The organism is Plantactinospora sp. GCM10030261, assembly GCF_042666615.1.
Taxonomy (GTDB): domain Bacteria; phylum Actinomycetota; class Actinomycetes; order Mycobacteriales; family Micromonosporaceae; genus KBS50.
The window spans coordinates 21,306-47,574 of record NZ_JBHTDD010000027.1; the positions used below are offsets into that span (position 1 = coordinate 21,306).

The 26,269-nt window shown below is 71.3% G+C and carries 24 protein-coding genes; 11 read left to right on the top strand and 13 right to left on the bottom strand.

The window, feature by feature from the left end; all coding sequences use genetic code 11:
* Window positions 1–43 precede the first annotated feature (43 nt).
* The 3 genes from ACFQUZ_RS25685 to ACFQUZ_RS25695 all read right to left on the bottom strand — a co-directional run bounded on the left by ACFQUZ_RS25685 (window position 44) and on the right by ACFQUZ_RS25695 (window position 2,752).
* Window positions 44–598, bottom strand: coding sequence for a DUF3263 domain-containing protein (locus tag ACFQUZ_RS25685; RefSeq protein ID WP_377446576.1), 555 nt, complete (start codon window positions 596–598; stop codon window positions 44–46).
* A 127-nt stretch (window positions 599–725) separates the two neighbouring features.
* The gene (locus ACFQUZ_RS25690; protein ID WP_377446577.1) at window positions 726–1,739 is read right to left on the bottom strand and encodes an ABC transporter permease subunit; all 1,014 of its coding nucleotides are present in this window, start codon (window positions 1,737–1,739) and stop codon (window positions 726–728) included.
* Complete coding sequence (locus ACFQUZ_RS25695) at window positions 1,736–2,752, bottom strand: ABC transporter ATP-binding protein (RefSeq protein ID WP_377446579.1); 1,017 nt, start codon at window positions 2,750–2,752, stop codon at window positions 1,736–1,738. Before ACFQUZ_RS25695 ends, ACFQUZ_RS25690 begins: the two co-directional genes overlap by 4 nt.
* A 91-nt stretch (window positions 2,753–2,843) precedes the next feature.
* Between ACFQUZ_RS25695 and ACFQUZ_RS25700 the strand changes: the two genes are divergently transcribed.
* On the top strand, window positions 2,844–3,767 hold the full coding sequence (locus ACFQUZ_RS25700; RefSeq protein ID WP_377446580.1) for an ornithine cyclodeaminase family protein: 924 nt from the start codon (window positions 2,844–2,846) through the stop codon (window positions 3,765–3,767).
* 53 nt (window positions 3,768–3,820) lie between these two features.
* On the opposite strand, the gene ACFQUZ_RS25705 is transcribed toward ACFQUZ_RS25700, so the two are convergent.
* Window positions 3,821–4,606: a DeoR/GlpR family DNA-binding transcription regulator gene (locus tag ACFQUZ_RS25705; RefSeq protein ID WP_377446581.1), complete on the bottom strand. Its 786-nt coding sequence runs from the start codon at window positions 4,604–4,606 to the stop codon at window positions 3,821–3,823.
* Between the two features lie 178 nt (window positions 4,607–4,784).
* On the opposite strand from ACFQUZ_RS25705, the gene ACFQUZ_RS25710 reads away from it, so the two are divergent.
* From ACFQUZ_RS25710 to nagA, 3 genes are read left to right on the top strand one after another with little or no spacing between them, the layout of a single operon-like run.
* Window positions 4,785–5,714 carry an SIS domain-containing protein gene (locus ACFQUZ_RS25710; RefSeq protein WP_377446582.1) on the top strand — a complete coding sequence of 310 codons (930 nt, stop codon included), beginning with the start codon at window positions 4,785–4,787 and terminating at the stop codon, window positions 5,712–5,714.
* Window positions 5,711–6,703: an ROK family protein gene (locus tag ACFQUZ_RS25715; protein WP_377446583.1), complete on the top strand. Its 993-nt coding sequence runs from the start codon at window positions 5,711–5,713 to the stop codon at window positions 6,701–6,703. Before ACFQUZ_RS25710 ends, ACFQUZ_RS25715 begins: the two co-directional genes overlap by 4 nt.
* On the top strand, window positions 6,703–7,830 hold the full coding sequence (gene nagA, locus ACFQUZ_RS25720) for an N-acetylglucosamine-6-phosphate deacetylase (protein ID WP_377446584.1): 1,128 nt from the start codon (window positions 6,703–6,705) through the stop codon (window positions 7,828–7,830). The genes ACFQUZ_RS25715 and nagA overlap by 1 nt, the downstream gene beginning before the upstream one ends.
* A 101-nt stretch (window positions 7,831–7,931) precedes the next feature.
* Here the strand turns inward: nagA and ACFQUZ_RS25725 are convergent, their stop codons facing one another.
* The 4 genes from ACFQUZ_RS25725 to ACFQUZ_RS25740 form a co-directional block, all read right to left on the bottom strand.
* Window positions 7,932–11,441 carry a S8 family serine peptidase gene (locus ACFQUZ_RS25725; protein WP_377446585.1) on the bottom strand — a complete coding sequence of 1,170 codons (3,510 nt, stop codon included), beginning with the start codon at window positions 11,439–11,441 and terminating at the stop codon, window positions 7,932–7,934.
* Window positions 11,441–12,727: a hypothetical protein gene (locus tag ACFQUZ_RS25730; protein WP_377446586.1), complete on the bottom strand. Its 1,287-nt coding sequence runs from the start codon at window positions 12,725–12,727 to the stop codon at window positions 11,441–11,443. Before ACFQUZ_RS25730 ends, ACFQUZ_RS25725 begins: the two co-directional genes overlap by 1 nt.
* The gene (locus ACFQUZ_RS25735; RefSeq protein WP_377446587.1) at window positions 12,720–13,268 is read right to left on the bottom strand and encodes a SigE family RNA polymerase sigma factor; all 549 of its coding nucleotides are present in this window, start codon (window positions 13,266–13,268) and stop codon (window positions 12,720–12,722) included. The genes ACFQUZ_RS25730 and ACFQUZ_RS25735 overlap by 8 nt, the downstream gene beginning before the upstream one ends.
* 99 nt (window positions 13,269–13,367) lie before the next feature.
* Window positions 13,368–14,171 (bottom strand): phosphatase PAP2 family protein, encoded by an 804-nt coding sequence (locus ACFQUZ_RS25740; protein ID WP_377446588.1) that lies wholly within the window; start codon window positions 14,169–14,171, stop codon window positions 13,368–13,370.
* A gap of 168 nt (window positions 14,172–14,339) precedes the next feature.
* Here ACFQUZ_RS25740 and ACFQUZ_RS25745 point away from each other — a divergent pair, with 168 nt between their 5' ends.
* Window positions 14,340–15,548: a DUF4032 domain-containing protein gene (locus ACFQUZ_RS25745; protein WP_377446590.1), complete on the top strand. Its 1,209-nt coding sequence runs from the start codon at window positions 14,340–14,342 to the stop codon at window positions 15,546–15,548.
* A 61-nt stretch (window positions 15,549–15,609) separates the two neighbouring features.
* Here the strand turns inward: ACFQUZ_RS25745 and ACFQUZ_RS25750 are convergent, their stop codons facing one another.
* Window positions 15,610–17,388, bottom strand: a complete 1,779-nt coding sequence (locus tag ACFQUZ_RS25750) for an NAD-binding protein (protein WP_377446592.1) — start codon at window positions 17,386–17,388, stop codon at window positions 15,610–15,612.
* 95 nt (window positions 17,389–17,483) lie between these two features.
* On the opposite strand from ACFQUZ_RS25750, the gene ACFQUZ_RS25755 reads away from it, so the two are divergent.
* Together ACFQUZ_RS25755 and ACFQUZ_RS25760 are read left to right on the top strand one after the other, a co-directional pair.
* Window positions 17,484–18,020: an MSMEG_6728 family protein gene (locus ACFQUZ_RS25755; RefSeq protein WP_377446593.1), complete on the top strand. Its 537-nt coding sequence runs from the start codon at window positions 17,484–17,486 to the stop codon at window positions 18,018–18,020.
* Complete coding sequence (locus ACFQUZ_RS25760; protein ID WP_377446595.1) at window positions 18,013–19,572, top strand: FAD-dependent oxidoreductase; 1,560 nt, start codon at window positions 18,013–18,015, stop codon at window positions 19,570–19,572. The genes ACFQUZ_RS25755 and ACFQUZ_RS25760 overlap by 8 nt, the downstream gene beginning before the upstream one ends.
* 49 nt (window positions 19,573–19,621) lie before the next feature.
* On the opposite strand, the gene ACFQUZ_RS25765 is transcribed toward ACFQUZ_RS25760, so the two are convergent.
* Complete coding sequence (locus tag ACFQUZ_RS25765) at window positions 19,622–19,858, bottom strand: hypothetical protein (RefSeq protein ID WP_377446597.1); 237 nt, start codon at window positions 19,856–19,858, stop codon at window positions 19,622–19,624.
* 235 nt (window positions 19,859–20,093) lie between these two features.
* On the opposite strand from ACFQUZ_RS25765, the gene ACFQUZ_RS25770 reads away from it, so the two are divergent.
* Together ACFQUZ_RS25770 and ACFQUZ_RS25775 are read left to right on the top strand one after the other, a co-directional pair.
* Entirely contained in the window at window positions 20,094–20,681 is a 588-nt protein-coding gene (locus ACFQUZ_RS25770) for a hypothetical protein (protein WP_377446599.1), read from the top strand.
* Between the two features lie 115 nt (window positions 20,682–20,796).
* Entirely contained in the window at window positions 20,797–21,906 is a 1,110-nt protein-coding gene (locus tag ACFQUZ_RS25775; protein ID WP_377446600.1) for a glycerophosphodiester phosphodiesterase family protein, read from the top strand.
* Here the strand turns inward: ACFQUZ_RS25775 and ACFQUZ_RS25780 are convergent.
* From ACFQUZ_RS25780 to ACFQUZ_RS25790, 3 genes are all read right to left on the bottom strand, one after another.
* Complete coding sequence (locus tag ACFQUZ_RS25780) at window positions 21,857–23,260, bottom strand: hypothetical protein (protein ID WP_377446602.1); 1,404 nt, start codon at window positions 23,258–23,260, stop codon at window positions 21,857–21,859. The genes ACFQUZ_RS25775 and ACFQUZ_RS25780 overlap by 50 nt on opposite strands.
* 167 nt (window positions 23,261–23,427) lie before the next feature.
* Window positions 23,428–24,276: a hypothetical protein gene (locus ACFQUZ_RS25785; RefSeq protein WP_377446604.1), complete on the bottom strand. Its 849-nt coding sequence runs from the start codon at window positions 24,274–24,276 to the stop codon at window positions 23,428–23,430.
* Window positions 24,273–24,824, bottom strand: a complete 552-nt coding sequence (locus ACFQUZ_RS25790; protein ID WP_377446606.1) for a SigE family RNA polymerase sigma factor — start codon at window positions 24,822–24,824, stop codon at window positions 24,273–24,275. Before ACFQUZ_RS25790 ends, ACFQUZ_RS25785 begins: the two co-directional genes overlap by 4 nt.
* 291 nt (window positions 24,825–25,115) lie before the next feature.
* On the opposite strand from ACFQUZ_RS25790, the gene ACFQUZ_RS25795 reads away from it, so the two are divergent.
* Window positions 25,116–25,622: a hypothetical protein gene (locus ACFQUZ_RS25795; RefSeq protein ID WP_377446607.1), complete on the top strand. Its 507-nt coding sequence runs from the start codon at window positions 25,116–25,118 to the stop codon at window positions 25,620–25,622.
* Window positions 25,623–25,683: 61 nt separating this feature from the next.
* A complete protein-coding gene (locus ACFQUZ_RS25800) occupies window positions 25,684–26,211 on the top strand; it encodes a GNAT family N-acetyltransferase (RefSeq protein ID WP_377446609.1) in 528 nt (175 codons plus the stop codon).
* Window positions 26,212–26,269: the final 58 nt, after the last annotated feature.

Consider the following 26,269-nt stretch of genomic DNA (forward strand, 5'->3'; position numbering starts at 1 on the left):
GGTGGCACCAGCGCTCGCCAGCCTGCCTGGTCGCGACTCTCTGTCAGCGGCGCCGGTTACGGGACCGGGTGGAGCGCAACCGACGGAGCCGGCCGATCAGCACCGGCTCGGCCACCAACGCGGCTGGATTGTCCAACAGCGCGTTGAGCAGCTGGTAGTAGCGGGTCGCGGAGAGGTCGAACGTGTCCCGGATCGCCTGCTCCTTGGCGCCCGCGTGCCGCCACCAGCGGCCTTCGAAGTCGAGGATCTGGCGTTCCCGCTCGGTCAGGGTGGGCCCGGCCGGCGGCTCCGTGCCGGCCCCGGGCGTCCCGCCGGCGCCCCCCCTGCCCTCGTCCTCGGTCTCCGCGTCCTCGGTCTCCGCGTCCGTGTCCTCGGTCTCCGCCTTGGGCAGGGCGTCGTCGTTCCACGCCGTGGCTGGACCACCACCCTCACGAGGAGCTGGAACGGCGACCGGCGTACCGGCCTCGGGTCCGGACGGCGGACCCGACCGGCCGCTGGCCGGGGTCTCGGAAGACGATCCGGTCCGGCGACCAGCCGGAACCTCGGCGGACGGTGGGACGGTCCGGCGGCCAGCCGGAGCGTCGGCAGGTGGCGCCATGACACTCCCTGCGTCGGGGGCGGGTCTTCAGGCTAGTCCCGGCGGCCGACACCCTGCTCGCGTGCGCGACAAGGGCCCCTTCCCTGGGCGAAAATGCGAGTGGGAAGGGGCCCGCCCCACCCCCGTCTCAGGTGACGTCGCGGCGGCGCATCGTCCACAGTGCGCCACCCAGCACCAGCACGGTCGCGATGCCGAACAGCACGCCCGACTGCTGCCAGGTGAGCACCAGCTCGGCCGGTCGACATTCGCCGGAGACCGCGAAGTTGCAGGACTCGTAGTTGAAGAGCGTGTACTGCTTGTTGAACCAGGCCAGCGCGTACGAGGAGAGCACATAGCGGTCGCCGAACGGTACCCCGGCGACGGCCATCGCGACCCGAACCCCGATCTCGCTGACCACCCCGACGGCGACGACCACACCCAGCGCCATCGCGGTGTGCCGGCCCAACGACGCGAGCCCGAAGGCGATCGCGGCCACGATCAGCACCATGGCGGCGCCGCGTACGCCGGTGAGGCCGATCGACTTCCACACCCCCGTGGTGAGTTTGCCGGTGATCCCGTCGTACCTGCCGATCAGCCAGAAGGCGACGGTCCACAGCGCACCGAGCAGCACGGTGACGCCGAGCGCGCCGGTCAGCAGCGCCGCCAGCTTGGTGAACAGCACCGAAAGCCGCTTCGGCCGCCACAGCAGCAGGTTCATCATGCCGCCGGAGTTCCACTCGGCACCCACGTACGACGCCCCGACGATGAACGCGATGAGCGCCGTGATGCCGGCGAACACCGAGACGAAGATCCCGAAGTCCTCCCGGAACTCGAACTGGTACGGCAGGAACCACTCGGCCTGGAAGTCCTCCCGGCGCGGGCTGAACTCCTTGCCGCAGTCCGGCGGGAACCGGTTCATGTCCTCCCCGCGCTCCTTGGCCGCCTCGCAGTCCCGGATCGACTGCTCGTGATAGCCGACGGCTTCCCGGTAGTTGGCCTCGGCTCGCACCTCGGCGGCGGCGAGCTGGTCCGGCCCGATCTTCTGGCTGGCCACGCTTATCGACACGACGATGGTGGCCAGGCCGACAAACAGCAGGGCCAGCATCAGTCGGGTGAGCCGGCGCTTGGCGAGCCGGCGCAACTCCGTGCGGTAGAGGCTCACTCGCCCCACCCTCCCTGCGTCGAGGCGGACGTGGCCTGGCCCGGGTCGCCGGGCAGGGCGGACTGGTCGACCTGGCGGTGTTGCCCGGGCACCGGGGCGGTGCCGGTCAGCTCCAGGAACACGCTCTCCAGGTCGGCGGTGACCGGCGCCAGTTCGCTAACGTACAGATCGCGGGCGGCGAGCGCCCGGGTGATCATGGCCGGCTTGTCCATGCCGCGCACCATCAGGTGGTCGGCCGCGACGGTGACCTGCGCACCTGCGCGGGTGAGTTCGTCGGCGGCGGCGGGCAGGTCGGTGACCGCCTCCAGTCGGACGAGGTGACCGCCGCCGGAGTGCTGGGCGAGCACCTCGGCCACCGGCCCGGCGGCGACCCGCCGGCCGAGCGAGATGATGGTGACGGAGTCGCAGATGAGCTGCACCTCGCCGAGGATGTGGCTGGAGAGCACCACGGTCATGCCGGAGGCCGCGAGGTCCCGCATGAGCGAGCGCATCTCCCGGATGCCGCCCGGGTCCAGGCCGTTGGCCGGCTCGTCGAGGATCAGCAGCTTCGGATCCTTGAGCAGGGCGGAGGCGACGGCGAGCCGCTGCTTCATGCCCAGCGAGTAGGTCTTGACCCGGTCCTTGGCCCGCTCCCGGAGCCCGACCAGCTCCAGCACCTCGGTCACCCGGCGCTGCGGCACCTCGCCCGCCCCGGCCAGCAGGGACAGGGTGTCCCGCGCCGAGAAGTGGGGGAAGAACTGCGGACTCTCCACGATGGCGCCCACCTGACCGGCGACCCGCGGCAACGCGGCCGGCACCTGCTCGCCGAGGACCGCCATCCGGCCCCCGTCGGCGGCGATCAGGCCGAGCAGGGTCCGCAGCGTGGTGGTCTTCCCGGAACCGTTCGGCCCGAGGAAGCCGTGCACCTGTCCGGCCTGGACCTCCATGTCGAACCCGTCCAGCGCCCGCCGGACCCCCCGGCGTCTGCTGCGGTACGTCTTCCGCAGCCCTTTTATTTCCAGTACGGCCGTCACTGACGCTCCCGGCTCGGCATTGATACGACGGGAGCGACAATACTCTGTTATCCGCAGTAGCGATGCCCGAACCACCGTTCAGACTGGTCCGGTGACCATTGTCCTCTCCCGCAGCGACATCAGTGCGGCCGTACGACTCGACGCAGCGCTGGATCTACTAGCCGAGGGATTCCGCGCCGCCGACACCGACCCCGCGCCGTTGCGGGCCCGCACCGACCTACCCGGACCAGGCACAGCAACGTGCCTGATGCCTGGCCTACTGGCCGACACGCCGGCATACACAGTCAAGGTCAACGCGAAGTTCCCCGGAGCGTCGCCCGCCCTGCGCGGAGTGGTCTGCCTGCATGATCTAGATACCGGAGAACTACTCGCGTTGCTCGACTCAGCCACCGTCACCGCTTGGCGCACCGGGCTGGCCGCCGCGCTGGCCACCCACACCCTGGCCGCCCCATCAGCAACGACACTGGGCTTCGTTGGTGCTGGCGCGCAAGCACGAACAACGCTGGCCGGGCTGCGTCACCTGCGGCAATGGGACCGGATCGTGGCCAGCGACCTGGATCCCGCCCGCGCCGCCGAGTTGACCGCGCTGGTCGAGCCCGACGCGGCAGCGGTTTCCACCGCCGCTGATGTGATCGTCCTGGCCACCTGGTCCCGCACTCCCCTGCTGGACTCCGCGCAGGTGCGGTCCGGGCAGCACCTGACCTCGCTGGGAGCGGACGAGCCCGGCAAGGCCGAACTGTCACCAGACCTGCTCGCCAGCAGTCGAGTTGTCGTCGACGATGTCGAACTTGCCCTCGCCGGGGGCGCACTTGGTACCGCTGGACTTGACGCGGAGCACTGCCACGGCACCATCGGGCAGGTTCTTCGCGGCGAGCTATCCGCGACCACGCAATCCGACCGGCCCAGCGTGTACACCCCAGTCGGAATGCCATGGCAGGACCTGGCCCTGTCCTGGGCGGTTTACCAACAAGCCCGGAAAGCCGGCACGGGAACCCTAATCGACCTACTCGGATAGATTCGCCTGCCGGAGCACGCGCGGCAACGGCCAGCGGAGCGACAAGTGCCCGTTCATGCGCAGATGACGTGCGTTCCGGCGTCGCGGAACGCCTGGACCGTCCCCGGATCGGCGCCCGAGTCGGTGACCAGGATTTCGATCCGCTCGACCGGACAGATCCGGGCGAACGCGTGGCCACCGAGCTTCGACGAGTCGGCGATGATCACGACCCGCTTCGCCCGGGCCACCATGAGGTTGTTCATGGCTGCCTCACCCTCGTGGTGGGCCGCCGCGCCGAGCTGCGGATCCACCGCGTCTACCCCGAGCAGCGCCACGTCCAGGGTCACCTCGCGCAGCAACGCCCCGCCGAGCGGGCCGACCAGCTCGAACGACTTGGGCCTCACCACACCACCGGCCACCACCACCTTCATCCGGGACCGGACCAGCAGCTCGTTGGCGATGTTCAGCGCGTTGGTGACCACGGTGAGCTGGGCACCCTCGGCACTGGTGTTAAGGTCGGCCCGTACGGCCAGCGCGCGCGCCACCTCGGTGCTCGTGGTGCCGCCGTTGAGGCCGACCACCATGCCCGGCGACACCAGTGCCGCCGCGGCCGCGCCGATGCGCTGCTTCTCGGCCGAGTGTTTGGCGGTCTTGTAGCGCAGCGGCAGGTCGTACGACACGCCGTTGGCCACCGCGCCACCCCGGGTACGCGTGATCATCTGCTGCTGGGCGAGCTGGTCGAAGTCGCGGCGGATGGTGGCCTGGGAGACGCCCAGCCGGGTCGCGGCGTCCTCCACGCTTACCCGGCCGCTGTCGGTGAGCAGTTCGAGCAGGGTGTTCCATCTGGCGTACCGGTCCACCCGACCCTCCCTGCACGTACGGTGATGGATTGCGTGCACGATAGTGCGCGAAACTACGCTACGCAAACGGCTGACCTGCGCGATCGCCCATACTGTTGCCACGCCTGGCCCGCCTCACGCAGAATGATGCACCAAAGGCGATGGAACTGAACCGTTTCGCGCAGCACGAGGAGTGGTCATGGCCTACGTCGAGGCGGAGATCGCCAGCCAGCCGGAATGTTGGCTGCGCACCGGCCGGCTGGCCGACGAGCACGCCGACGCGCTGCCCCGCCCCGGCGAACGGGTCGCGGTGGTGGGCTGTGGCACCTCCTGGTTTGTCGCCATGGCATACGCCGGGCTGCGGGAAGGTGCCGGGCAGGGCGAGACCGACGCCTTCCAGGCATCCGAGTTCCCCACCGGACGCCGGTACGACCGGGTGCTGGCGATCAGTCGTTCCGGCACCACCACCGAGGTCGTCGACCTGCTCACGGCACTGCGCGGGGTGCCCAGCACGGTCCTGGTCGGCGACCCGGCCGCGCCCGCCGTCGAGCTGGCCACGGCCGGCATCCCGCTGCCGTTCGCCGACGAGCGGGCCCTCGTGCAGACGCGGTTCGCCACGACCGCGCTGGCGCTGCTCCGCGCCCACCTCGGCGCGGATCTCCAGAAGCTGGCCGCCGACGCCGAGGTGGCGGTCCGGGCACCGGTGCCAGTGCCACCCACCGGCGTAGAGCAGATCACCTTCCTCGGCCGGGGATGGACCGTCGGACTGGCCCACGAGGCCGCCCTCAAATGCCGGGAGGCCGCCAACTTCTGGACCGAGGCGTACCCGGCGATGGACTACCGGCACGGTCCGATCGCGATCGCCGGCCCGCGCCGGCTCGTCTGGGCGTTCGGGGCCGTACCACCGGGCCTCGCGGACGACGTCGAGGCCACCGGCGCCGTATTCCTGCACAGCCGCACCCACGGCTGCCACACCGTCCTCGGCCGGTGGGCCGCCGGCCGCACCCCGCTCGACCCAATGGCCGACCTGATCCTCGCCCAGCGCTTCGCCATCGCCCTGGCCGCCAGCCGGGGCCTCGACCCGGACGCGCCCCGGCATCTCACCCGCTCCGTCGTCCTGACCGGATGACGGATACCGTCATCGCGCTGGATGTCGGGGGGACCGGCATCAAGGCCGCCATCGTCGGCGTCGACGGCACCGTGCTGTGGGCCGAACGCCACCCCACCGGCGCCGATCGTGGCCCGGCGGCCGTCCGGGACACCATCCGCGCCGTGGCGACCGGGCTCGCCGACCGAGCCCGCGCCGCCGGTTGGCGAACGCTGGCCGCCGGCGTCGTGGTCCCCGGCGTGGTGGACGAGGCCACCGGTGTGGCGCGCTGGTCGGCCAATGTGGGCTTTCGGGACGTACCCCTGCGGCACCTGGTCGCGACGCACCTGGACCTGCCCACGGCGCTCGGGCACGACGTGCGCGCGGGCGGGCTCGCCGAGGCCCGGCTCGGTGCCGGGCGCGGCCACGACCACGTGCTGTTCGTCGCCATCGGCACCGGCATCGCGGCCGCCCACGTCGTCGGTGGCCGGGCCGCCGCCGGCGCGCACGGCGCCGCCGGTGAACTGGGTCACCTCGTGGTACGCCCCGGCGGCCCGCCCTGTGGGTGCGGCGGGCAGGGCTGCCTGGAGGCGGTGGCCTCGGCCGCCGCGGTCGCCCGCCGATACGCGGAAACCCAGCGGGCCGCCGAAGCCCGCGGGGCCACCAGGTCCCGGCAAGCCGCCACGTCCCGGCGGCCCGCAGAGCCGCCGAGCGGCACCCCGAGCACGGCGGCTGACGTCGCCCGCCTCGCCGAGGCGGGTGACCCGGATGCCGCCCGGGTGTGGTCCGATACGGTGGAAGCGCTCGCCGACGGCCTACTAGCCGGGCAGACGCTCTTCGACGTCTCCGTGATCGTCGTCGGCGGCGGGCTGGCCGAGGCCGGCGATCAGCTACTCGGTCCGCTGCGCGGCGCGCTCCACCGGCGGCTCACGTTCCACCGGGAACCCCGACTGGTCGGCGCGACGCTCGGTGACGAGGCCGGCTGCCTCGGCGCCGCCCTGCTCGCCCTCGACAGTTTGGAGAGTTCCTGATGGTGCTGCGGGTCAACGGCCAGGTGGTGACACCGACCGGGGTCATCCAGCAGGGGTGCGTGGAGATCGATGGTGAACGGATCATCGCCGTCGCCGAGTACCCGTCCGTCCGGGACGGGAACTGGATCGTGCCGGGCTTCGTCGACATGCACACGCACGGCGGCGGCGGACACACGTTCACCACCGCCGACCCCGAGTCGGCCCGCCGGGCCGCCGACTTCCACCTCGCCCGCGGCACCACCACCATGCTGGCCAGCCTGGTCAGTTCGCCGATCGAGCTGATCCGGGAGGCGGTCACCGGGTACGCGCCGCTGGTCGCCGAGCGGGTGCTCGCCGGGATCCACCTCGAGGGCCCGTACCTGGCCGCTGCCCGGTGCGGCGCGCAGAATCCGGAGTACCTGCGCGATCCCGCGCCCGAAGAGCTGGCCGAGCTGCTCGACCTGGGCGCTGGCTCGGTCCGGATGGTCACCGTCGCGCCCGAGCGTCCCGGTGCCCTGGAGATGATCAAAATGCTGGTCTCCCGGGGAGTGGTCGCCGCCGTGGGGCACACCGACGCCACGTACCAGGAGACCCGGGCCGCCATCGAGGCCGGCGCGACCGTCGGTACGCACGTCTTCAACGGCATGCGCCCGCCGCACCACCGCGAACCCGGCCCGGCGTTCGCGCTGCTCGCAGCGCCCGACGTGATCTGTGAACTGATCGCCGACGGGGTGCACATGCACGACGGCACGCTGGCCTTCGCCGCCGCCACCACCGGGCCGGACCGGGCCGCGTTGGTCACCGACGCCATGGCTGCCGCAGGCATGCCCGACGGCGCCTACGAGTTGGGCGGGCAAGCCGTCACCGTCGCCGACGGAGTGGCGCGGTTGGCCACGGCCGGCGAGGACGAGGAGTCGGGCGCGATCGCCGGCAGCACGCTCACCATGGACGCCGCGCTGCGGCGTGCCGTCGGCGCCGGAATCGCCATCCCGGACGCCTGCCGGATGGCCTCGGCCACCCCGGCGCGGGCGCTGGGCATCGACGACCAGATCGGCTCCCTGCTTCCTGGCTGGCGGGCCGACCTCGTCGAACTCGACGAGGACCTGCGGGTGGTCCGGGTAATGCGCGCCGGCACCTGGATCGACTGACTCCCCCTGTCTCGCACCCCCCTCGGCGCGACGATCAAGAGGTTTGCGTCAGATCCGGCACGGAATCCGACGCAAACCTCTTGATCAAAAGAGCCCCGAGGCTATCCGGCCCGGTAGGCGTCGATGATGCTCTGCTCGATCCCGCTGCCTCCGTCAGCGGCGGCCTTGACCTTCAGCGAGACGGCCTGCCCCTTCTCCGGCTGGGGCAACTGGGCGGTGAACCGCCCGTCGTCGCCCCGCGTCACCGGCACGGCGGACCAGGTCGCACCGGCGTCGGTGGATGTCCACAGGTTGAACGAGGTGACCCGCTGGGTGGCGACCCCGAGCGCCTGGTGGACCCTGAACGTCGCCGCCCGATCCACCGGACTGGGCTTGTTGTTGAGATCCAACGGCAACTCGTAGTCCACCGACAGCAGCGACAACGGGACGGTCCCGGTGCCGGTCGGACCGGTGGACCGGAACGTCCAGGCGGTGTTCACCTTCGACGAGACCGGCAGCAGCGCGCTGGCGTCCAGATCGTAGGTGAGCCGGTAGTTCGCGGCCTTCTGCGGCACGGTGAAGTCACCGAACGACTCGGCGTGTTCGCCGACGAGGCGGCCGCCCTCATACAACCGGAGCTTCCGCTTGGTGTTCTCGTCCCAGCCGTCCCAGCCACCGCCCACGCAGTCGAACCGCTGATGTTCGTCGGTCAGGTCCACCAGCTCGACGAACATGATGCCCCGGGAACGGTTGGGAGGGACCGGGTTACAGGAGATCGCCGGCGCTGCCGGATCGTCGTACCAGTCCGGGCGCAACGGCTGCCGTACCCATGCCTTCGGCTGGACGCTGCCCGCGGCATACCGGCGCGACGCCTCCGAAACGTCGGAGGGAAACGAGAGTTCGGCGTCGAACAACGTCCTATCCGTCCATTCGTAACCCGGGGTGACGTAGTCGGCCCGGGTTCCCGGCACCTCCGGACTCCGCTGTTCCACCATGTACAACCCCTCGGGGCTGAACCCGTACCGCTGGTGGCCGGTGGTGCTGCCCGCCATGTCGAGCCGGTGAAAACGCTGGTCGATCCGGGCGAGCTTCGCCTGCTCGGCCGAGGTCACCCGGTAGGTCGGATCGGCGGGGATGCTACCGCCGAGCGGGCGGATCAGGTCGTACACCCGGGTGCTCGGATTCGAATCGGTCGCCTGCAGCGAGAACCCGGTATACGCCTGGAAAGTCCCAACGCCCGGCCGGTCGACCGGTTGCACACGGACCCCCGCCGCGGCGGCCGTGGCGCCGTTAGCGCTCACCCCGTCGTACCACTCGACGCCACTGGGCGACGTCTGGAGAAAGGAGACATTGACGTATGCCTGATGCGTGTCGAACCCATCGACGCTGGCGGTCACCGGCTTGCCACCCGCTCCGTCGATCAGCACCGAAGTGTCCGCCGTAACGGTGACATCGGCGTCGCCACCAAGTGTGCCGCGTTGCTCGCCAGCGACCGGGTCGTACTCGCTGACCACCCCCATCACGCTGTATCGACCAGCAGGCACCCGGATGGTCACCGATCCGGCGCCCTCGCCAATCCACGTATTGCGGTAATAGAGAGCTGGGTCGTTCAGATTCACCACCGTGGCGTAGGCGCGAGCGTCGGCGCCAGGTGTCGGGTTCGCCAGACCTGCGGCCGTGATGGTGAGATCAAAGCTGCGCGGCTGGACGTAGAACGGCAGCACCGTCTCAGCCAGCCGACCGCCGCCGGTGGTCTCGGCGACGATCCTCGCCGTGTAGAGGCCGGGACGACCCGCGAACGCGGCTCGCGTCAGATCCAGCACCGCGCTACCGTCCTGGCCGGCCGGGATCGTGACGGTGCCGGTGGACAACCTCGCCGCACCGTCCGGCGCGGTCTTCCCCGCATAGTCCCGCACCGACAGCTTCAGGGTCACCGTCACCGGACCGGAGCCGGCGTTGTGCCATCCCAGGCTGGCCCGGGTGGTGCCCTGCTGCGGATAGGCGAAAGGATCCAGGGTGACCAACCCCTGTGCGCTGGTCACGTCGGTCAGCGGGCGCGCGGCGTTCACCCGGCCGGCCCCGACCCGGTACGCATCGCCCGCGGTGCCTGTCAGTGGGTCGACCCCACCCACCAGGGCGGCCTTGAGCTGCCCGGACGTCCACTGCGGATGACGCTGGGCGAGCAGCGCGGCGGTTCCGGCCACGTGTGGCGTCGCCATCGAGGTGCCCGACGCGGCGGTGTAATGGTCATCGACCGGTCGGCCGATCGAGGTGCCCGCGGCACGAGCAGCCACGATGTCGACCCCTGGTGCCACCAGTTCCGGCTTGGCGGCCCAGGTGTTGGGCTGTGGTCCATGCCGGGAGAAGCCGGCGAGCTTGTCGGACGCGTCGACGGCGCCGACGGTAAGGGCCGACTTCGCCGCCGCCGGTGCGGAGACCGGAAACGGACCGTCGTTGCCCGCAGCCACCACGAACAGCGCGCCGTGCCGCGCCGTCAGCTCGTCCAAGGCGAGAGACACCGGGTCGGTGCCGTCACTGTCAGCAAAAGCGCCGAGGCTCATGTTGACCACGTCGGCTCGCGGGGCTGCCCACTCCATGCCCGCGATGACCTGAGAGTCTGTGCCCTCACCGCGGTCATCCAGCACCTTGCCGACAAGCAGTCGCGCGTCGTACGCGACGCCACGCCGTTCGCCGCCGGCCGCCGCGCCGGTGCCGGCGATGGTGGCGGCCACGTGGGTGCCGTGACCATGTCGGTCACCGGCGTCCCCGCCCTCGGCGGTGAAGTCCGCCCGTTCGGCGACCTTGCCGGCCAGGTCCGGGTGGGTGGCGTCCACGCCGGTGTCCAGCACCGCGACGGTGGTGCCGCGCCCGGTGTAGCCGGCGGTCCAGGCCGCCGGTGCGCCGACCTGGCGCAGGTTGCGGTCCAACTGCCCCTCGGCGGACGCCGGGGACGGCGCACTCCTCGGTACCGCGACGTCCGGTGCCGCCGCAGCGACGCCCGTCGCCCTGACCCGCCCGTCCAGCCAGATCCGGGTACGGTCCCCGGCCGGTTTCGCGGTGCGCTGGCTGGTCGCACGGGCGGAAACGGCCCGCAGGAACTCGGCCCCCTTCGCCTTCGGCTGGCGACCGGCGATCGCGTCGATCACCTTCAACGGGCGCGCCGCGCGCAGGCCGGCAGCCAGCGGATCCGTCGCCGACCGGGCCCCCGATGCGTTCCCGTCGACGCCGGTGACGATCAACGGCAGCGTGTCGGTGCTGGCGTCGTCGTACCCCTGCATGATGAGGCTGGTGACGTCGAACAACGACTCGTCCAGCGTCGAGCCGAGCAGCCCCGCCACCTCGGCGGGGATCACCCGGACATGGCCGTCCGGTCCGCAGGACCGCCGCTGCATCGAGTCCGGTCTGGCCGACTCGACGCTCACCGTCGGGCAGCCGGATCCTCTGCTGTGGACGGTCACCACGTCACCGGTCAGCAACGTGACGGTATAGGTCTTGCCGGCCGGCAGCACCGACGGGCGAGGCCCGCCGGCCGGGCCGGTGTCCGCCCCAGCGTTGGCGGCCACTCCTCCCGCCGCGACCACGAACAGCGCCGCCGCGAGACCCGTCAGGCTGGCACGTATCCCCCGTCCCATCAGCAGCTCCAGATCGCGACACGCTGGTCGGTCGCGGCGGGCAGCGGCTCGCCGAGCACCCGCCGGCCGTCCGCGCTGATCCCGACCGGCATGACCGACTCGGATCCCGCGATCCGGCTCACCGCGCCCTGGTCGGCGACGAGGATCGGCTCCCCCCGGTGCGCGGAGGCCACGGCCAGCCGGCCGGTCCGGCTGACCGCCCCGTTGACTTCGGGTTCCTCCAGCCCTTTCCAGGCGATCGCCTTGCCGGTGGCCAGGTTCCACACGACGGGCAGGGCGGCGCTCCGGCCGGAGGTGGTGCCCTTCGCGCCGGGCGCCGGAACGACCTTCCGCTCGCCCTGGGCGTCGCCCCAGCCCTGCACCCAATCGCCCGCGATCGAGATCGCCTTGCCCCTGGCCAGCTTGCCGGCGGTGGGCAGTTCCGCACCGGTGCCGTCGGGCTTCCACCGGTAGGCGGCCTCCCCGTCTCCGACGCTGCCGACGACGGTCCCGTCGTCACCGATGTCCCCGGCCCAGTAGCCTTTCGTCGCCTCGTCCGGCGCCGGCAACACCCGGGCCGTCGCGTCGCCGGCCGGCCAGACGACAGCCACCCCGTCCCCACCGTCATCGTTGAAGGCGTTACCAACGACGTCCCCCCGATCATTGACCCCGGAAGCATGGGCGGAGGTGTATCCGGCTGGCGTGGCGAGCGGAACCGACCGGCCCTGCCGGTGGGTCCAGGCGAACGAGGTCCTGTCGCGCCGCGTACCGGACCCGACGACGAGTCCGGCGGAGTTCACGTCCGTCGGCTGAGCGGATATCGGCTCGCGGCCGGCGGAATCCGTCACCCTCAGCGCCTGGGGCCTGCCGTCGGCCCACAGGATGGGCCGCGTACCGCCGTCCCCGTGCGCCTGCTGGCCAACAACGTAGCGCAGGGTGGGATCACTCCCGAGGGCCTCGATCTCGCGACTTCCCGCCGGATCCCGCAGCCGATCCACCCGGCAGGAGAGGTTCGCCTGCGGGGCGGTCAACGACACCAGGGCGAAGGTTTCGGCCGTCGGCACGGATCCCGCCGCCCGCTGGCCGGCGACGGGAGAGCCGCCGCCGGGCTGCGCCGCCGGCAACGCGACACCGACCACCGCGAGCGCCGCCGTGGCGGCGAACGCGGCACCGGCCACCGCCCGCCGGCGACGCCGGATGCGTCGTCCCGCGCCGATCGCCGCATCGATGTCGATCCGACCCGCTGGTGCGGTGGTGTTCCTGAACAGCGCCTTGATGTCGGCCGGTCTGCCCTGATCTTCAGGCATGAGAATCTCCCGTCACGTTCACCGATATCCGGTGGCCACTTGCCGACGCCGATACGCCGGCCTTTTCAAGCACCTGACGCAGGGTGGCCAGGCCCCGCGCGGTCTGCGACTTCACATTGCTGGGCGAGCAGCGCATCGCCTTCGCCACGTCCTCGACGGGCAGGTCACACAGGAAACGCATGACCAACATCGCCCGCTGCCCCTTGGGCACCTGTTCGAGTGCCCGCAGGACGACATCCCTGGTCTCGATGTCGACTTCGGGTTTCGCCGCCCGCTCCGGGGGACGCGGCGTCAACCGGACCCGCGACCAGGCGAGCCGGCGCTCGTCGATGAAAGTCCGCACGAGCATGCGGTGCAGGTAGCCGTCCCGGTTCACGGCGACCCGTGCTCTATTCCATTTCAGGTAGAGCTTCGTCAACGTGTTTTGCGAGAGATCGTCGGCCCGCTGCGGGTCGCCGCACAACAGATAGGCGGCCTGCCGCAGCGACGCCATCCGCGCGGAGACGAATTCGACGTACTCCTCTTCGTGGGCCCGATCCACCCAATGCCCCTCCGTCGCCAACCGGCGGTCGATCGGCTGCCGACCGCGTCACCCGTCTGACGGGATCGGCCGGCGGAGAGGACGCATGGCCCGGATGGCTTATTCGGTCCGGCCCTCGCCGAACAGTTCGGGCCGGTCCTCGCGGAACAGCGCGGGGCGGGTCCACTCCCCCAGCCGGCCGGGCAACGGCACGTCGTCCCATGGCACCCGGTGCAGCAGCCGGTCCAGGATCAGGCCCAGCAGCAGGCCGGCCACCGAGTCCGTCAGCCAGTGCCAGCCGAGATAGGTGGTGGTGCCGAAGACGACCGCCGGTGGCAGCACCCGGACCAGGGTCACCAGCCCGTCCGGCAGCGACCGGCCGAGGGTACGCAGCAGCGCCGCCAGCAGCAGCGCGAGCACCCCGTACCAGAGGATGGTGTTTGTGACGTGGCCGGACGGATACGACCGCGCGTAGCTCAGCGGCAGGTCGTGCTGGAAGAGCGGCAACGTCTGCGCCGGCGGCAGGAACGGCTCCCGCACGTCGGCGCTCGGCGCCGGACGGGCGGTGAGGATCTTCAGCGGCGCCACCGTGAGGTAGATCAACGCGGCGGTGAGCAGCACCGGCAGCACCGGGCGGACCGATCGGGTACGCCACGCGACAAGCCCGGCCAACCCCAGCGCGATCAGCAGCAGCGGAGTGCCCTGGCCCAGATAGTTGAGGATCCGGGCGGTCCAGTACGCGGCCGGCGGCCGGTGCGTGTCGGCCCAGTCCGCGACGGCCCGGTCCCACCCGAACAGGTGCCCGTTGGCCAGCGCGACGGTCAGCGCCAGCAGGGCCACGAGCAGCACCGCGTCCGGCCACCAACCGGCCGGGCACACCGACCGGGACCGGAGCTTCTCGCGTACCACCGGGCCGTCGCGCACCCACCCACGCTACCCCGGCTCCCCTCCTGTTGATCAAGAGGTTCGCGTCGCGTCGGCCGCCGATCTTTGACGCAACGCTCTTGATCAACCACAGGGTGGCCGGCGGTGGGTGTGGCGCCGGACACGGTGACGAGCGTCCGTGCGGGGACAGGGGTCATGCTTGGGGACGTGCGGATCACCTCAGCCCTCATCGACCCCGCGCTGCTCGACCTGCCCTGGTCGACGCCGCTGGAGGAGTGGCCCGCCGACCACCTGGTGGCGCTGCCCCAGGGTATCTCCCGGCACATCGTCCGGTTTGTCCGCCTCGGTGACACCGTGTACGCGGTCAAGGAGACCGGCGAACGGGTGGCCGAGCGAGAATACGGCCTGCTGCGCGCGCTGGAACGGATCGACTTCCCGTCCGTAGAGGCGGTGGCGATCGTCGCCGACCGGGAGGACGAGAACGGCGAGCCGCTCGACCCGGTGTTGATCACCCGGCACCTCCAGTTCTCGCTGCCGTACCGGGCGTTGTTCTCGCACACCCTGCGTCCGGATACGATGACCCGGCTGCTCGACGCGCTCGCCGCGCTGCTGGTCCGGATGCACCTGACCGGCTTCTTCTGGGGTGACTGCTCGCTGTCCAACACCCTGTTCCGGCGGGACGCCGGCGCGTTCGCCGCCTACCTGGTCGACGCCGAGACCGGCGCCCTGCACAGCCGGCTCTCCAACGGCCAGCGCGGCGAGGACCTGGAGATCGCCCGGGTCAACATCTTCGGCGAGGCACTCGACCTGCAGGCCGCCGGGCTGCTGCACGAGTCCATCGACCCGGAGGTGGTCTGCGAGGAGGTGGTGCGCCGCTACGAGGGCCTGTGGCACGAGATCACGTACGAGCAGCAGATCGAACGGGACGCCCGGCACGACATCGAGGGCCGCATCCGCCGGCTCAACGACCTCGGCTTCGACGTCGCCGAGGTGGCCATGTCGACAATCGACAACGGGCGGTACCTGGTCCGCCCCAAGGTGGTGGACGCCGGCTACCACACCCGGCGGCTGCTCCGGCTCACCGGCCTGGACGCCGAGGAGAACCAGGCCCGCCGGCTGCTCAACGACCTCGACGCGTACCGCGCGGAGAGCGACCTGGTCGACGAGCAGCAGGCCGCGCACCGCTGGCTCACCGAGGTCTTCGAACCGGTCGTCCGGGCGGTCCCCGCCGCGCTCCGGCGCAAGCTGGAGCCGCAGGAGATCTTCGCGCAGATCATCGAGCACAAGTGGTTGCTCTCCGAGCAGTCCGGCCGGGATGTCGGCATGGGCCCGGCGGTCCACTCGTACCTCAGCGACGTGCTCACCCACAAGCCCGACGAGCAGGCCGTGTTGGGCGCCGCCGCGCCGGTCTCCTGACGGGCCGCGGACGCCACCGCGACACGGACGCCGCCCCGTCGGTTGGGCGCCGCGCGGCCGGTTACGGCGGGTCGCCCGGCCGCGGCGCCACGACGACCGGGCTGGCCTGCTTGAGCAACCAACTCAGCCCGGCCCGACGGGCCACCACGGTCAGCCGATCCCCGGTGGCGAGCCTGGTCCCCGCCGCCGGGGACCAGGCCGCGGTGGTCGCGTCCCGCCGCGTCACCGCGATCACCCGGACTGCCTCGGCCCGACCGGCCTCCCGCACCGGACGACCCACAAGCGCCGAGCCGGCCGCCACCGGGACCTCGGCGATCAGCAGCACGTGCCGCTGCACCGGGATCGTGGCGATCACCGCCCGGTTCAGCAGCGCCGCGGCGAACGCGGGCGCGGCCAGGTAGGACACGCTGCGCGAGACGCCGATGTTGAAACCCTGCTGGATCCGGGCGGCGAAGTCACCGTCGAACAGCCGCAGCACCACCCGTAGATCCTCACGGACCATCCGGCCGTTCAGCGCGGCCTCCAGGTTCGTGACGTCGTCGGTGGAGAGCACCAGCAGGGCGCGGGCGGTGCGGACCGAGGCCAGGTCGAGCGTCTCGGCCAGCGCCCCGTCAGCGGTGAGCAGCGGAATGTCCCGTTGTCGGGCGATCGGCACGCCGCGTGCGTTCGGGTCCTTGTCGATCGCCACGACCTCGATGCCGAGGTCGTGCAACTGGGCCATCACCCGGGTGCCGACGTTGCCGAGCCCGACGACGATCATGTGGCCCTCGCGGTACGGCGGCAGCCGATCGCTGGCCAGGGCGAGCCTGGCGTTCACGATCCCGTCGACCACGGCCGCGGTGAGCAGCGGCACCAGGGCCAGCCCGGCCACGGTCAGCACCACCTGCATGATCTTCGCGAGCAACGGTTGGTTGATCTCCGGATCGGCGCCGCTCAGGGTCATCACCACGGTCATATAGAGGGAGTTGCCAATCCCCAGCTCGTGCCGGGTGGCGGAGAGCACCACGCCCAACACCACCACCACGGCGAGCACCACCAACGTGGCAATGCCGATCTTGCGGGTGGCGAACGAACGGACCGCTCGTCCCACCAGCCGCGCGGGCCGGCGCCGACGCCGGTCCCGGGCGATCCGCCGGGCGGCCACCTCGGTGCCGGCTGGCTGCCCGTTCGCCTCTGCCAACACGAGGTCGGACCCGTCGAGGTCGTCCGGCAGGATCCGCGGCCGGCCGGCGTCACTGGTGTCGGCCAGCCCGCACACCACGTCTTCCGGGCGGACATCGGTGCGCCGGGCCACGTACAACGTCCGGCCCCGGTGCCGGAAGTGGGTGGGTGCCACCTCGCCGAGCGCGGCGGCCACGAAGGCCGGTGCCGCCATGGACGCGTCGGAGAGGACCTCGCTGTCCGGGAGCAGCCGGCGCACCCCCTTCGCCAGGCCGGTGTTGAACATCCGCAGCACCACCCGCAGCCGCGGCTCCACCGCCTGCGCGCAGAGCGCGGCGTGGATGTTGCCGACGTCGTCCTGGTGCAGCAGCGCCAGGCCGGTCGCGCCGGGCAGGCCGGCCTTGCGGAACGCGTACTCGTCCAGCCGGTCGGCCTCGACCAGCTTGATCCCCGGCAGCTTGCGGATCTCCGGCCCGTCCAGCCGGCGGCGTCGCGGCACGATCACCGTCACCCGGGGTCGGGCGGCCGAGAGTTCCGCGCCGAGCAGGGCCTTCACCACGTGGTACGCGAGCGGGTCCTGGCCGCACACAACGTAGTGCGGTCGTCCGTCGCCGACCGGACGCAACAACCGCCGGTTCTCCACGACGCGCCGCGCCCGGTTGCGCCAGGGATCCGCCATCTCCGGATCGTATCCAGTTCGATCATCACCTCGCGCACTGGTGATCATCACGATCGGTCGGGCATGCACCCGCACCGGCCGGGTAGAGCAGATCCGTGCAGACCTTCCTGCCGTACCCGGACTTCGCCCGTACCGCGACCACGCTGGACCCGCGACGGCTCGGCAAGCAGCGGGTGGAGACGATCCAGGTGCTGCGCGGGTTGACCAGGCCGGGTTACGGCTGGCGCAACCATCCGGCGGTGAAGATGTGGGCCGGCTACGAGGAGGCGCTGGTCCGATACGGGTTGGACATCTGCGCGGTGTGGCGGGCCGGCGGGCGGGCGGACACCTGCGCCGCCACGTTGGTCACCGACCTCGCCGCCGGTTGCGGCCCTTCCCTGGTACGCGAGCAGGCCGAACTGGCCGCCGTCGGCGAGCTGCCGCCCTGGCTGGGACGGGACGACCTGCATCTGAGCCACCGGTCGTCGTTGCTGCGCAAGGATCCCGACTTCTACCGGCCGCTCTTCGGCGACATCGCGGACGACCTGGAGTACGTCTGGCCGCCCTCAGACCGCGCGCCGTCCTGCTCCGCCGTGTTAGGAAGGAACGCTTCCGCTCCATCCGGCGACGACAAGGGGCTCTCCCGTGGCTGATATCTCACGACCGCTGGGTCGGCTGCTCGGCGTACGGCGGGAGGTCGCCGAGCCGGGTGACGGCGGTGCCGAGCGGGCCCCCGCCGGGGCCGAGGCGATCGTGGTCGGCGGGGGCATCGCGGGGATGTCGGCGGCCGTCGTGCTCGCCGAACGCGGCGTGCGGGTACGGGTGCTGGAGGCCCGACCCTGGCTCGGTGGGCGGCTGGCGGCGTGGCCGGACCGGCTGGCCGACGGCACCCCACAGGTCGTCGAACACGGTTTCCACGCCTTCTTCCGGCAGTACTACAACTGGCGGTCGATCCTGCGCCGGGTCGACGACGAGCTGGACTTCCTGCGGCCGGTGCCGGGCTATCCGGTGCTGTCCGCGAGCTGGCCGACCGAGGAGTTCGGCCGGCTGCCCGCCGCACCGCCGCTGAATCTGCTCACCCTGGTCGCCCGCAGCCCCAGCCTCCGGCTGCGGGATCTGCGCACGATGGACGGTCAGGCGGCGCTGCCGCTGCTCGCGTACGACCCGGAGCGCACCTTCGCCGAGTGGGACGGCACCACGGCGGCGGCGCTGCTCGACTCGCTCCGGCTGCCGGACCGGGCCAGGGCCATGCTCTTCGAGGTCTTCTCGCACTCGTTCTTCAACCTGGAGGCGGACTACTCCGCCGCCGAGATGGTGGCGAACTTCCATTTCTACCTGCTCGGCAATCCCGAGGGGTTGGCGTTCGACGCGCCGTACCAGGACTACGACACCGCCATCTGGCGACCCCTCGCCGACTATGTCGCGGCACGCGGGACCGAGGTGCTCACCGACCGGCCGGCGCTCGGCGTGGAACGGGATGGAGACAGTTGGCGGGTGCGGACCGCCGACGGTATGCACGCCGCACCACATCTCGTGCTGGCGGTCGACCCGCCGGCGTTGGCCACGCTCGCCGAGGCGTCACCGGACCTCGCCGCGGCCGTCCCGGGCGGCACGACCGGCTCGGTGACCGCCGCCGGTCCGCCGTACGCGGTGGCCCGCTACTGGCTCGGTGGTGACGTGCGCCCGGACCGACCGATATTCAGCGGGGTGTCCCGCCAGTCCACTCTGGACTCGGTGACTCTCTATCACCGGCTGGAACAGGAACCGGGCCGGTGGGCCCGGCGCACCGGCGGCTCGGTCGTGGAGTTGCACGCGTACGCCTGCGAGCCCGGCGTACCGGCCGAGGAGCTGGCGGAACGGATGCGCCGGGAGCTGGCGACGCTGTGGCCGGAGGTGGCCGACCTGCCGGTGGTGGAGCTGCGCGCCCGGGTGGAGGCGCAGGCACCGGCGTTCCGACCGGGTGGCCACGCGACCCGGCCCGGCGTACGGACCGGCGCGGCCGGGGTGTACCTCAGCGGGGACGGCATCCGCACGTCGTTCCCGAGTGCGCTGATGGAACGCTCCGCCGCCACCGGCGTTTTGGCGGCCAACCACATCCTCCGCACGTACGGGGTGCGGACCGAGCCGGTGTGGTCGATCCGCCCTCGCGGCCTACTCGCCGCCAGGGGCCGACCCGCGCCGCTCGGGGGCGTGACCCCCGCCTGATCCTCAGCGTTGGCCAGGGGCCGACCCGCGCCGGCCCCCGCGTGACCCCTCAGCGTTGGCCGGACGCCGCGTAGCTCATCGCGGCGATCAGGAGGAGGATCACCAGGCCGGCCCGGGTGAACGCCCCCCGGCGCAGCGTCCACGCTGTCTTCCGCAGGCCGGCGACGCTCGACTTGGTGACTGTGTAGTCCTTCCAGGCCCGGCGGGCCACGGCCAGCTTCGTGCCGGCGACGAGACCGATGGCGAGACCGAGGACGAGCATGAGGAGGGAGGTAGGTCGATCCACTGACACATCTTCGGGTTACGTTCGCATTGACCGACATCGTCCGTTCGGTGACGTCATGACAATCGATGTGTCACATATCGAACACGGTTACGCATTGCTGACGCCGAAGTAACACTACGTCGCGCCGCGTCAAAAGCTGATCGCACACGGGAAACGCCGTCACTCCCTGGTATGGGCCGAGGGTCAATCCACGGACCGATCCCACGAGACCGGGCACCAACCTACGCTGCCGCTCATGCGGACGATGATCGATATGTTTCGCGGGGCGACGCGCCGTCTGACGTACTGCGCCCTGCTGTTGCCCGTCGCGGTGGCGGCGCTGGCCGTCGTACTGGCGGGCCGGCCGGAGCCGGCCGTACGTTGGTGGCGGAACCTGTCGGTCCGGCTACTCGGCGTCCCGCCGCTGCCGTCCGCCCGCCGGCCGCTCGGCGTCCCGCCGCTGCCGCCCACCCGCCGGCCCGGCTGGTCCCGGACGGCCACGCACACCGCGCTCAGCCTGCTGCTCGGCGCAACGGCGCTGATCCCGGTGGGGCTGGTGCTGCTGTTCGTGTCCCGGGGCGTGCTGTACGGGGTGGTGGATCCCGGGCCATATGACACCGCCTGGGGCGGGCCGAGCCGGGGTGGGGCGTGGCTCGCGCACTTCCTGGTCGGCGTGCCGATCATGGCAGCGGGCCTCGCCTTCGGCGCGCTCGTCGTCGAGGTGCACCGCCGACTCACCGCCGCCCTCACCGGCCGCCCGACCGGCCGCTGGGTTGTCCCGGTGGCGTTGCTGCTCGCGCTGGTCGGGGCCACGTTCGTGGTGGCCTGGACCCGGCAGATCTGACTTCACCCACGGACTTCGAGAAGCGTTCACGACGCCCTCATCCGGTGGCCACGGCGCCGGCCGCGATCGGGCATACCGTCCGGCCTGTCCCAGACGCTATGGAGCGGAGTTGAGCATGTCCCTGCGCCACGTCCTGGCGGGGCTGGCCATCGTGCCGGTACTTGCCGCGTCGATGCTCGCCAGGCCGGCGGTTGCCGCGCCGACGGCCGGCGCGACGGTCTCCGCCGCGCCGCTTGCCATCGGTCCCGGCGTACGACCTCAGAAGACCCATTTCGACCTACAGGCGCACCGCGGCGGCCTCGGCCTGACAACCGAGAGCACGCTGGAGGGGTTCGCCAAGGCGCTGCGCCTCGGTGTCAGCACTTTGGAACTGGACACCCAGGTCACCAAGGACCGGAAGGTGGTGGTCACCCACGATCGGAAGGTCAGCGACCAGAAGTGCCGCGATACCCGCCCGGTCCGGGCCAGTGACCCGATGTACCCGTATGTCGGCAAGTACATCAAGGACCTGACGCTGGCCCAGATCAAGACCATGGACTGCGGCTTCCAGCAGTTGCCGGGACATCCGGAGCAGGAGCGGATCCCGGGTGCCCGCATGATCGAGCTGAAGGACGTGTTCGATCTGGTCAAGCGGTACCGCGCCAAGAAGGTCATGCTCAACATCGAGACCAAGGTGGAGGCCGGCGCACCGGAACAGACCGCGCCGCGCCAGCTCTTCGTCCGCCGCGTCTTCGAGGAGATCCGCGCCTCCGGGCTGGAACGGCAGGTGACCGTCCAGTCGTTCGACTGGGGCGCGCTGCGGGTGATGCACCGGTTCGCCCCGGACCTGCCACTCGTGGCGTTGACCAACTACGACTTCCTCCAGGTAGGCCAGCCCGGCGCGTCACCGTGGCTGGGCGGCATCGACGCCGACGACTTCGGCGGCAACGTCGTCGCCGCGGCGGACAGCCTCCCGGGGGTCACCACGCTGTCGCCGGTCTACGGCTTCCCGCAGAACGGCAAGATCGGTGACCCGGGCTTCCGGTTCTACCCGGACCGCACGATGATCGACTCGGCGCACGCCCGCGGCCTGCGGGTCGTCCCGTGGACCGTCGACGACCCGGCCACCATGGAGGCCCTGATCGACCTGGGCGTCGACGGCATCATCACCAACTACCCGGACCGGGTACGCCAGATCATGGCCGACCGCGGCATGCGGCTGCCGAAGGCGTACGACCCGCGCTGACCCTGGTCGGGACGGCCGCCGGTGACCCGCTCGGGTCGCCGGCGGTCCGTTCGCTGTACGCCTGCGTACCGTCACGCTGGTTGGCGGCCATCGGACCGCTACCGTCGCGCTGGATGCGCCAACCCGCGTCGCGCCGGGCGGCAATGCGTGCGTCCCGCGCCAACCGGGCCACCGCCGGCACGCCGAGCCAACCGAGGACCAGCGCGTGAAGGGCCAGTTGCCCAAGCTGTGTCCCGCTGAGGTCGGGCCGCGCCACGAACGGATACCACAGGGCGCTGAACTCCGGCGTGAACAGGCACAGCGCCTCCAGCCGGTATCCGTCCTGATAACAGATCCCGGGCCACAGTTCCCCGAACGCCATGGCGTCGGCGGCCACCCAGACCGACAGCGTCAGAGTTGCACACGCCGTCGTGGACGAACGCCGACCAGCCGTTGGATCACCGAGTAGGGCGGCGAGCCCGAGGGCGGCCGGAAGGATCGCGATCAGGAAGAACCGGGGCCCCCAGTACATGCCGCCGTACCATGCCCACCACTTCCCGTACACAATGATCAGACCACCGGTGAAAGACACCCACAACAACCACGCGTAGCCGAGATCAATGCCTGGCCCGGCTCGAAACGGAGCGCCGAGTCGCCCACGAACTGGCAGGAACAAGGCGGGGGTGAACCACAGCAGACCCTTACCGAACGAGAACACGATAGCGGCGACGCCGAGCAGCATCGGATAGGAGAAGCCGGCGAGGCCCGAGTAGGGCATGAAGGTTTCGACCCCGTGGTTGTCGGCGTACCCGGTGGCGAACGGGCTGCCTCGCCGTAGCCAGGACTCCCCGACGATGAGCCCCGACGCGGCGAGGACGGATGCCAGCGGAGTCAGTCGACGACGTCGCACGGCTTCGATGCCCGCCACTATCATGAGCGCGAGCAGTGCGGCGGGGGTGTTCGCGACGCCCAGCACGATGGCCGTCCAGGCGACCGGCCGAGCGGCGGGAGGCGCGTCGCGTCGCGCCAGGACGAGCAGCCCGACGCCCACGGTGCTGACGGTGAACATCTCCCCGTAGAAGTCGACCAGATGCGGAGCGGCCATGCCACCCGCGACCAGGAGGAGAAGGAATCGCCGCAGCAGGCCCGGCTCCACGTGGCGGCGCATTGTCAGGTACAGGGCGACAATGGTCAGGCCAAAGAGGATCGAGTTGTAGTAGCCGACCCAACCTTGGGGATCACCTGTCACCCGGCCGACCCACCACAGTGGCGCGGCGAACAGCGGTCCGATCATGGAATAGGCGGTTTCGGGGATGCGATGCTGCCCGAGTAACTCGGTCAGGGCGTGGTAACGGGCCAACCCATCGCCCATCATGCGGTGCTTCTGGGTAGCTAGCAGCGCCGCGAGGGCGAGCAGGATCAGGGCAACATCGACCCATTTGACGAGACGCCTGGTCCGGACGTCGGTGGCCCGGGGCGAACGCCGGCCGACCGCGGGTCGAGTTGTCCCGCAGTGGGCGGAGGGCCTCCGGGTGCCCGACGTCAACACCCCGCCGAGGCCGGAGCGCCGGTCGAACCGGGAGCCTCCTGTGCCGATTGGCCGTCCCGGGGGTTCTGCACCGCCGCTCCAACGAGGAACCCACCGGTGACGGTTGCCAACCGGCGGCCCGCACCGTCGTACGCGGTGAGCGTCAGCCCCCCAGGGCCCTCGGATTCGACCGCTCCGGCGTCGGCGTCAGGTGGCGACGGTGTGGCCGGCCGTCGGACCCAGAAAAGGGTCCAACCGGTGGCCTCGTTCAGGCTGATGGTGGCGTCGGCCGCCCGACCCCCGGAGGCCACCGTGACGGCGCCCGCCCGACCGGCGTACACGCCCACGTCGAGAACGTCCGTCCCCCCCAGCGCGAGTTGGGCGCTGTAGAACCTGAATGTCGGGTCACCACCGCGCTTCCCGGCGATGTCCCCGTTCGGCGCGCGTACCAGGTCGACCGTGTCCCACACTCCGCGGGTGCCGGTGACGCGATCCCGGAACTCGACACCGAAGAGCGGGTTGTCGGGGAATCCGCCCAGGTTCAGCAGCACGTCCCAGCGCGGGGTGTTGTCCGCGGCGTTGAGCACGGCACCCGTCTCGACCGGTGTCCCGAGCGGGGCGACTGCCGGCCCGGTCGGACACGGCACCGCGCCGGCCTCGTACCGGGTTGACGAACCACCGGGAAGGCTGACCATCGGCACCGTCAACGCCCCGACAGCGAGCAGGGCCGACGCCGTCACCAGAGCGGCCCGACGCGTCCGAACCCGCCGCGCCCGGGTGCGGACGAGTTCGGCCGGCAGGTTTACGGAGAGACCGGCGGTCTCCGTCTCAAGCGCGTGACGCAGGTCGTCAACGTTCTTCACGGTGTCTCCTGACGCTGTACGGCGACGGCCGGCGGCTGGCGGTGCCGCCGAACGGGCGATCCCACGAACTCGGGGGAAACTCGGAGCTTGGCCAGGGCCCTGGCGTTCGTGCTCTTCACCGTGCCGACCGAGACGCCGAGTTCGTTCGCCGTGTCCTGTTCGGTGAGGTCGAGGAAGTACCGCAGGACGACGACCGCGCGTTCCCGCCGGGTGAGCCGGAGAAGTGAGCGGGTGACGCTGTCCCGCTGCGCGACGGCGCCGGCGTGGTCGGCAGCGTTCGACAGCTCGGGCACCCGGTCGGTGACGAGTTCCGCACGGCGGCGCAGCCCGCGCCACCAGTCGGTGTGCAGGTTGACAAGCGTGCGGCGGGCGTAGCCGAAGGCGTCCCCGGCCCGTACCCGAGGCCAGGCCAGATAGACCCGGGCCAGCGCTTCGGCCACCAGGTCCTCCGCGCGAGCCAGGTCACCGCCGGTGAGCAGGCAGCCCACCCGGAAGAGCCGATGTGAGCAGCCGCGGACGAACTCGTCAAAGCCTTCAGGCTCGGGCATCAACCAGCCTCTCGCTCCGGTGTCCACGGACGTACGGAATCCCGCGGCCGGAAGGTTGCGCCCCAGTGACGTCTGTCACCTGTCATCGCCAACCACCGGGCCGGGTACGCCAGCTCATTGGCCGACCGCCGCATGCGGCTGCCGAAGGCGTACGGACCGCGCTGACCCGGGCCGGGGCGGCCGCCGGTGATCCAGTCTCACCGGTGGCCGTCCGATGTCCGGGTCTATTCCTTCGCCCGGCGCCGAACCGTCGGGCGGCTAACGTTCCCGCCGTACTCCGAAGGAGTGAGGATGAGCGACGACGTACCGGTGACCGACAAGCGGCATCCGGCCCGGGTGATCGAGGAAATGGTCGAGAACGCCCTGCGGCTCGCGGAAACCTGGCCGGTCTGGGACGGTGAACCGATCCGCCGGGACGACCGGGTCTACACGCCACACAAGGCCATCCGGCGGATCGCCGACCACCTCGTCGACCACCTGGCCGAGTTCGAGGCACGGCTCGCCGGCCGGCCACCACTGCCGGACCACTGGCACGCCTCGGCGATCACCACAGCGGCCGACCTGGCGCCGTTCACCGACGAGGATCTGGCCGAGGCCCGCAGCCGGCTGACCAGGTTGGCGCAGATCTGGTCGGTCCGGCTGTGCGCGGTCGACGACGAACGCCTCGACCGGCCGGAGGGCGAGGCATGGACGCTGCGCCAGGTCGCGTTCCACCTCGGCGGCAGCGTCTATTACGCCGACGCGGTCGGCGACCTGAGCCGGCCGTCCACCGCCATCGGAACGCCGGCTCGGCACTGACCCCGTTCCGTCCGGCAGGACCACCGCCAGCACGGACGGCGGACGTCGCGATAATGGTCAGGTGGACGGCCACACGATCCGGGACCGGGAGCCGGCGGACCTGGACCGCTGTGTCGCGGTCCTCGCCGACGTGCATCGCCTCGACCGCTATCCGCTCAACTGGCCTGCCCACCCGGTCCGCTGGCTGTCCCCGGACAACGCGCTGCATGCCTGGGTGGCCGTGACCGCGGACGATGTCGTGGTCGGTCACGTCGCCGTACACCGTCCCGAACCCCCGACCGGCGCTGCCTCGGTGGCTGCTGCCTCGACACGCGTGGCCGAGGTTGGCCGCCTGTTCGTCGCCCCGACCGCCCGCCGACACAATCTGGCGAGCAGGCTGTTGGGCGAGGCACGCCGATGGGCCACCGAGCGTCACCGCAGCCTCACCCTGGAGATCGTCGATGATCCCCGGTCCGCCGCGGCGATCGCCGTCTATGAGCGGACCGGCTGGCAGCACACCGGGACCACCACCGCCGGCTGGACCAACCCCGAAGGCGGCCCGGTACGGCTGCGCCGCTATGCGTTGGGTCTGTCTCCTGAGTCTCGGTGACGCGAGCGCGGCCTGCCACGGGCCCAGGAGACAGACCCCGTCGCGGCTGCCCGGCACG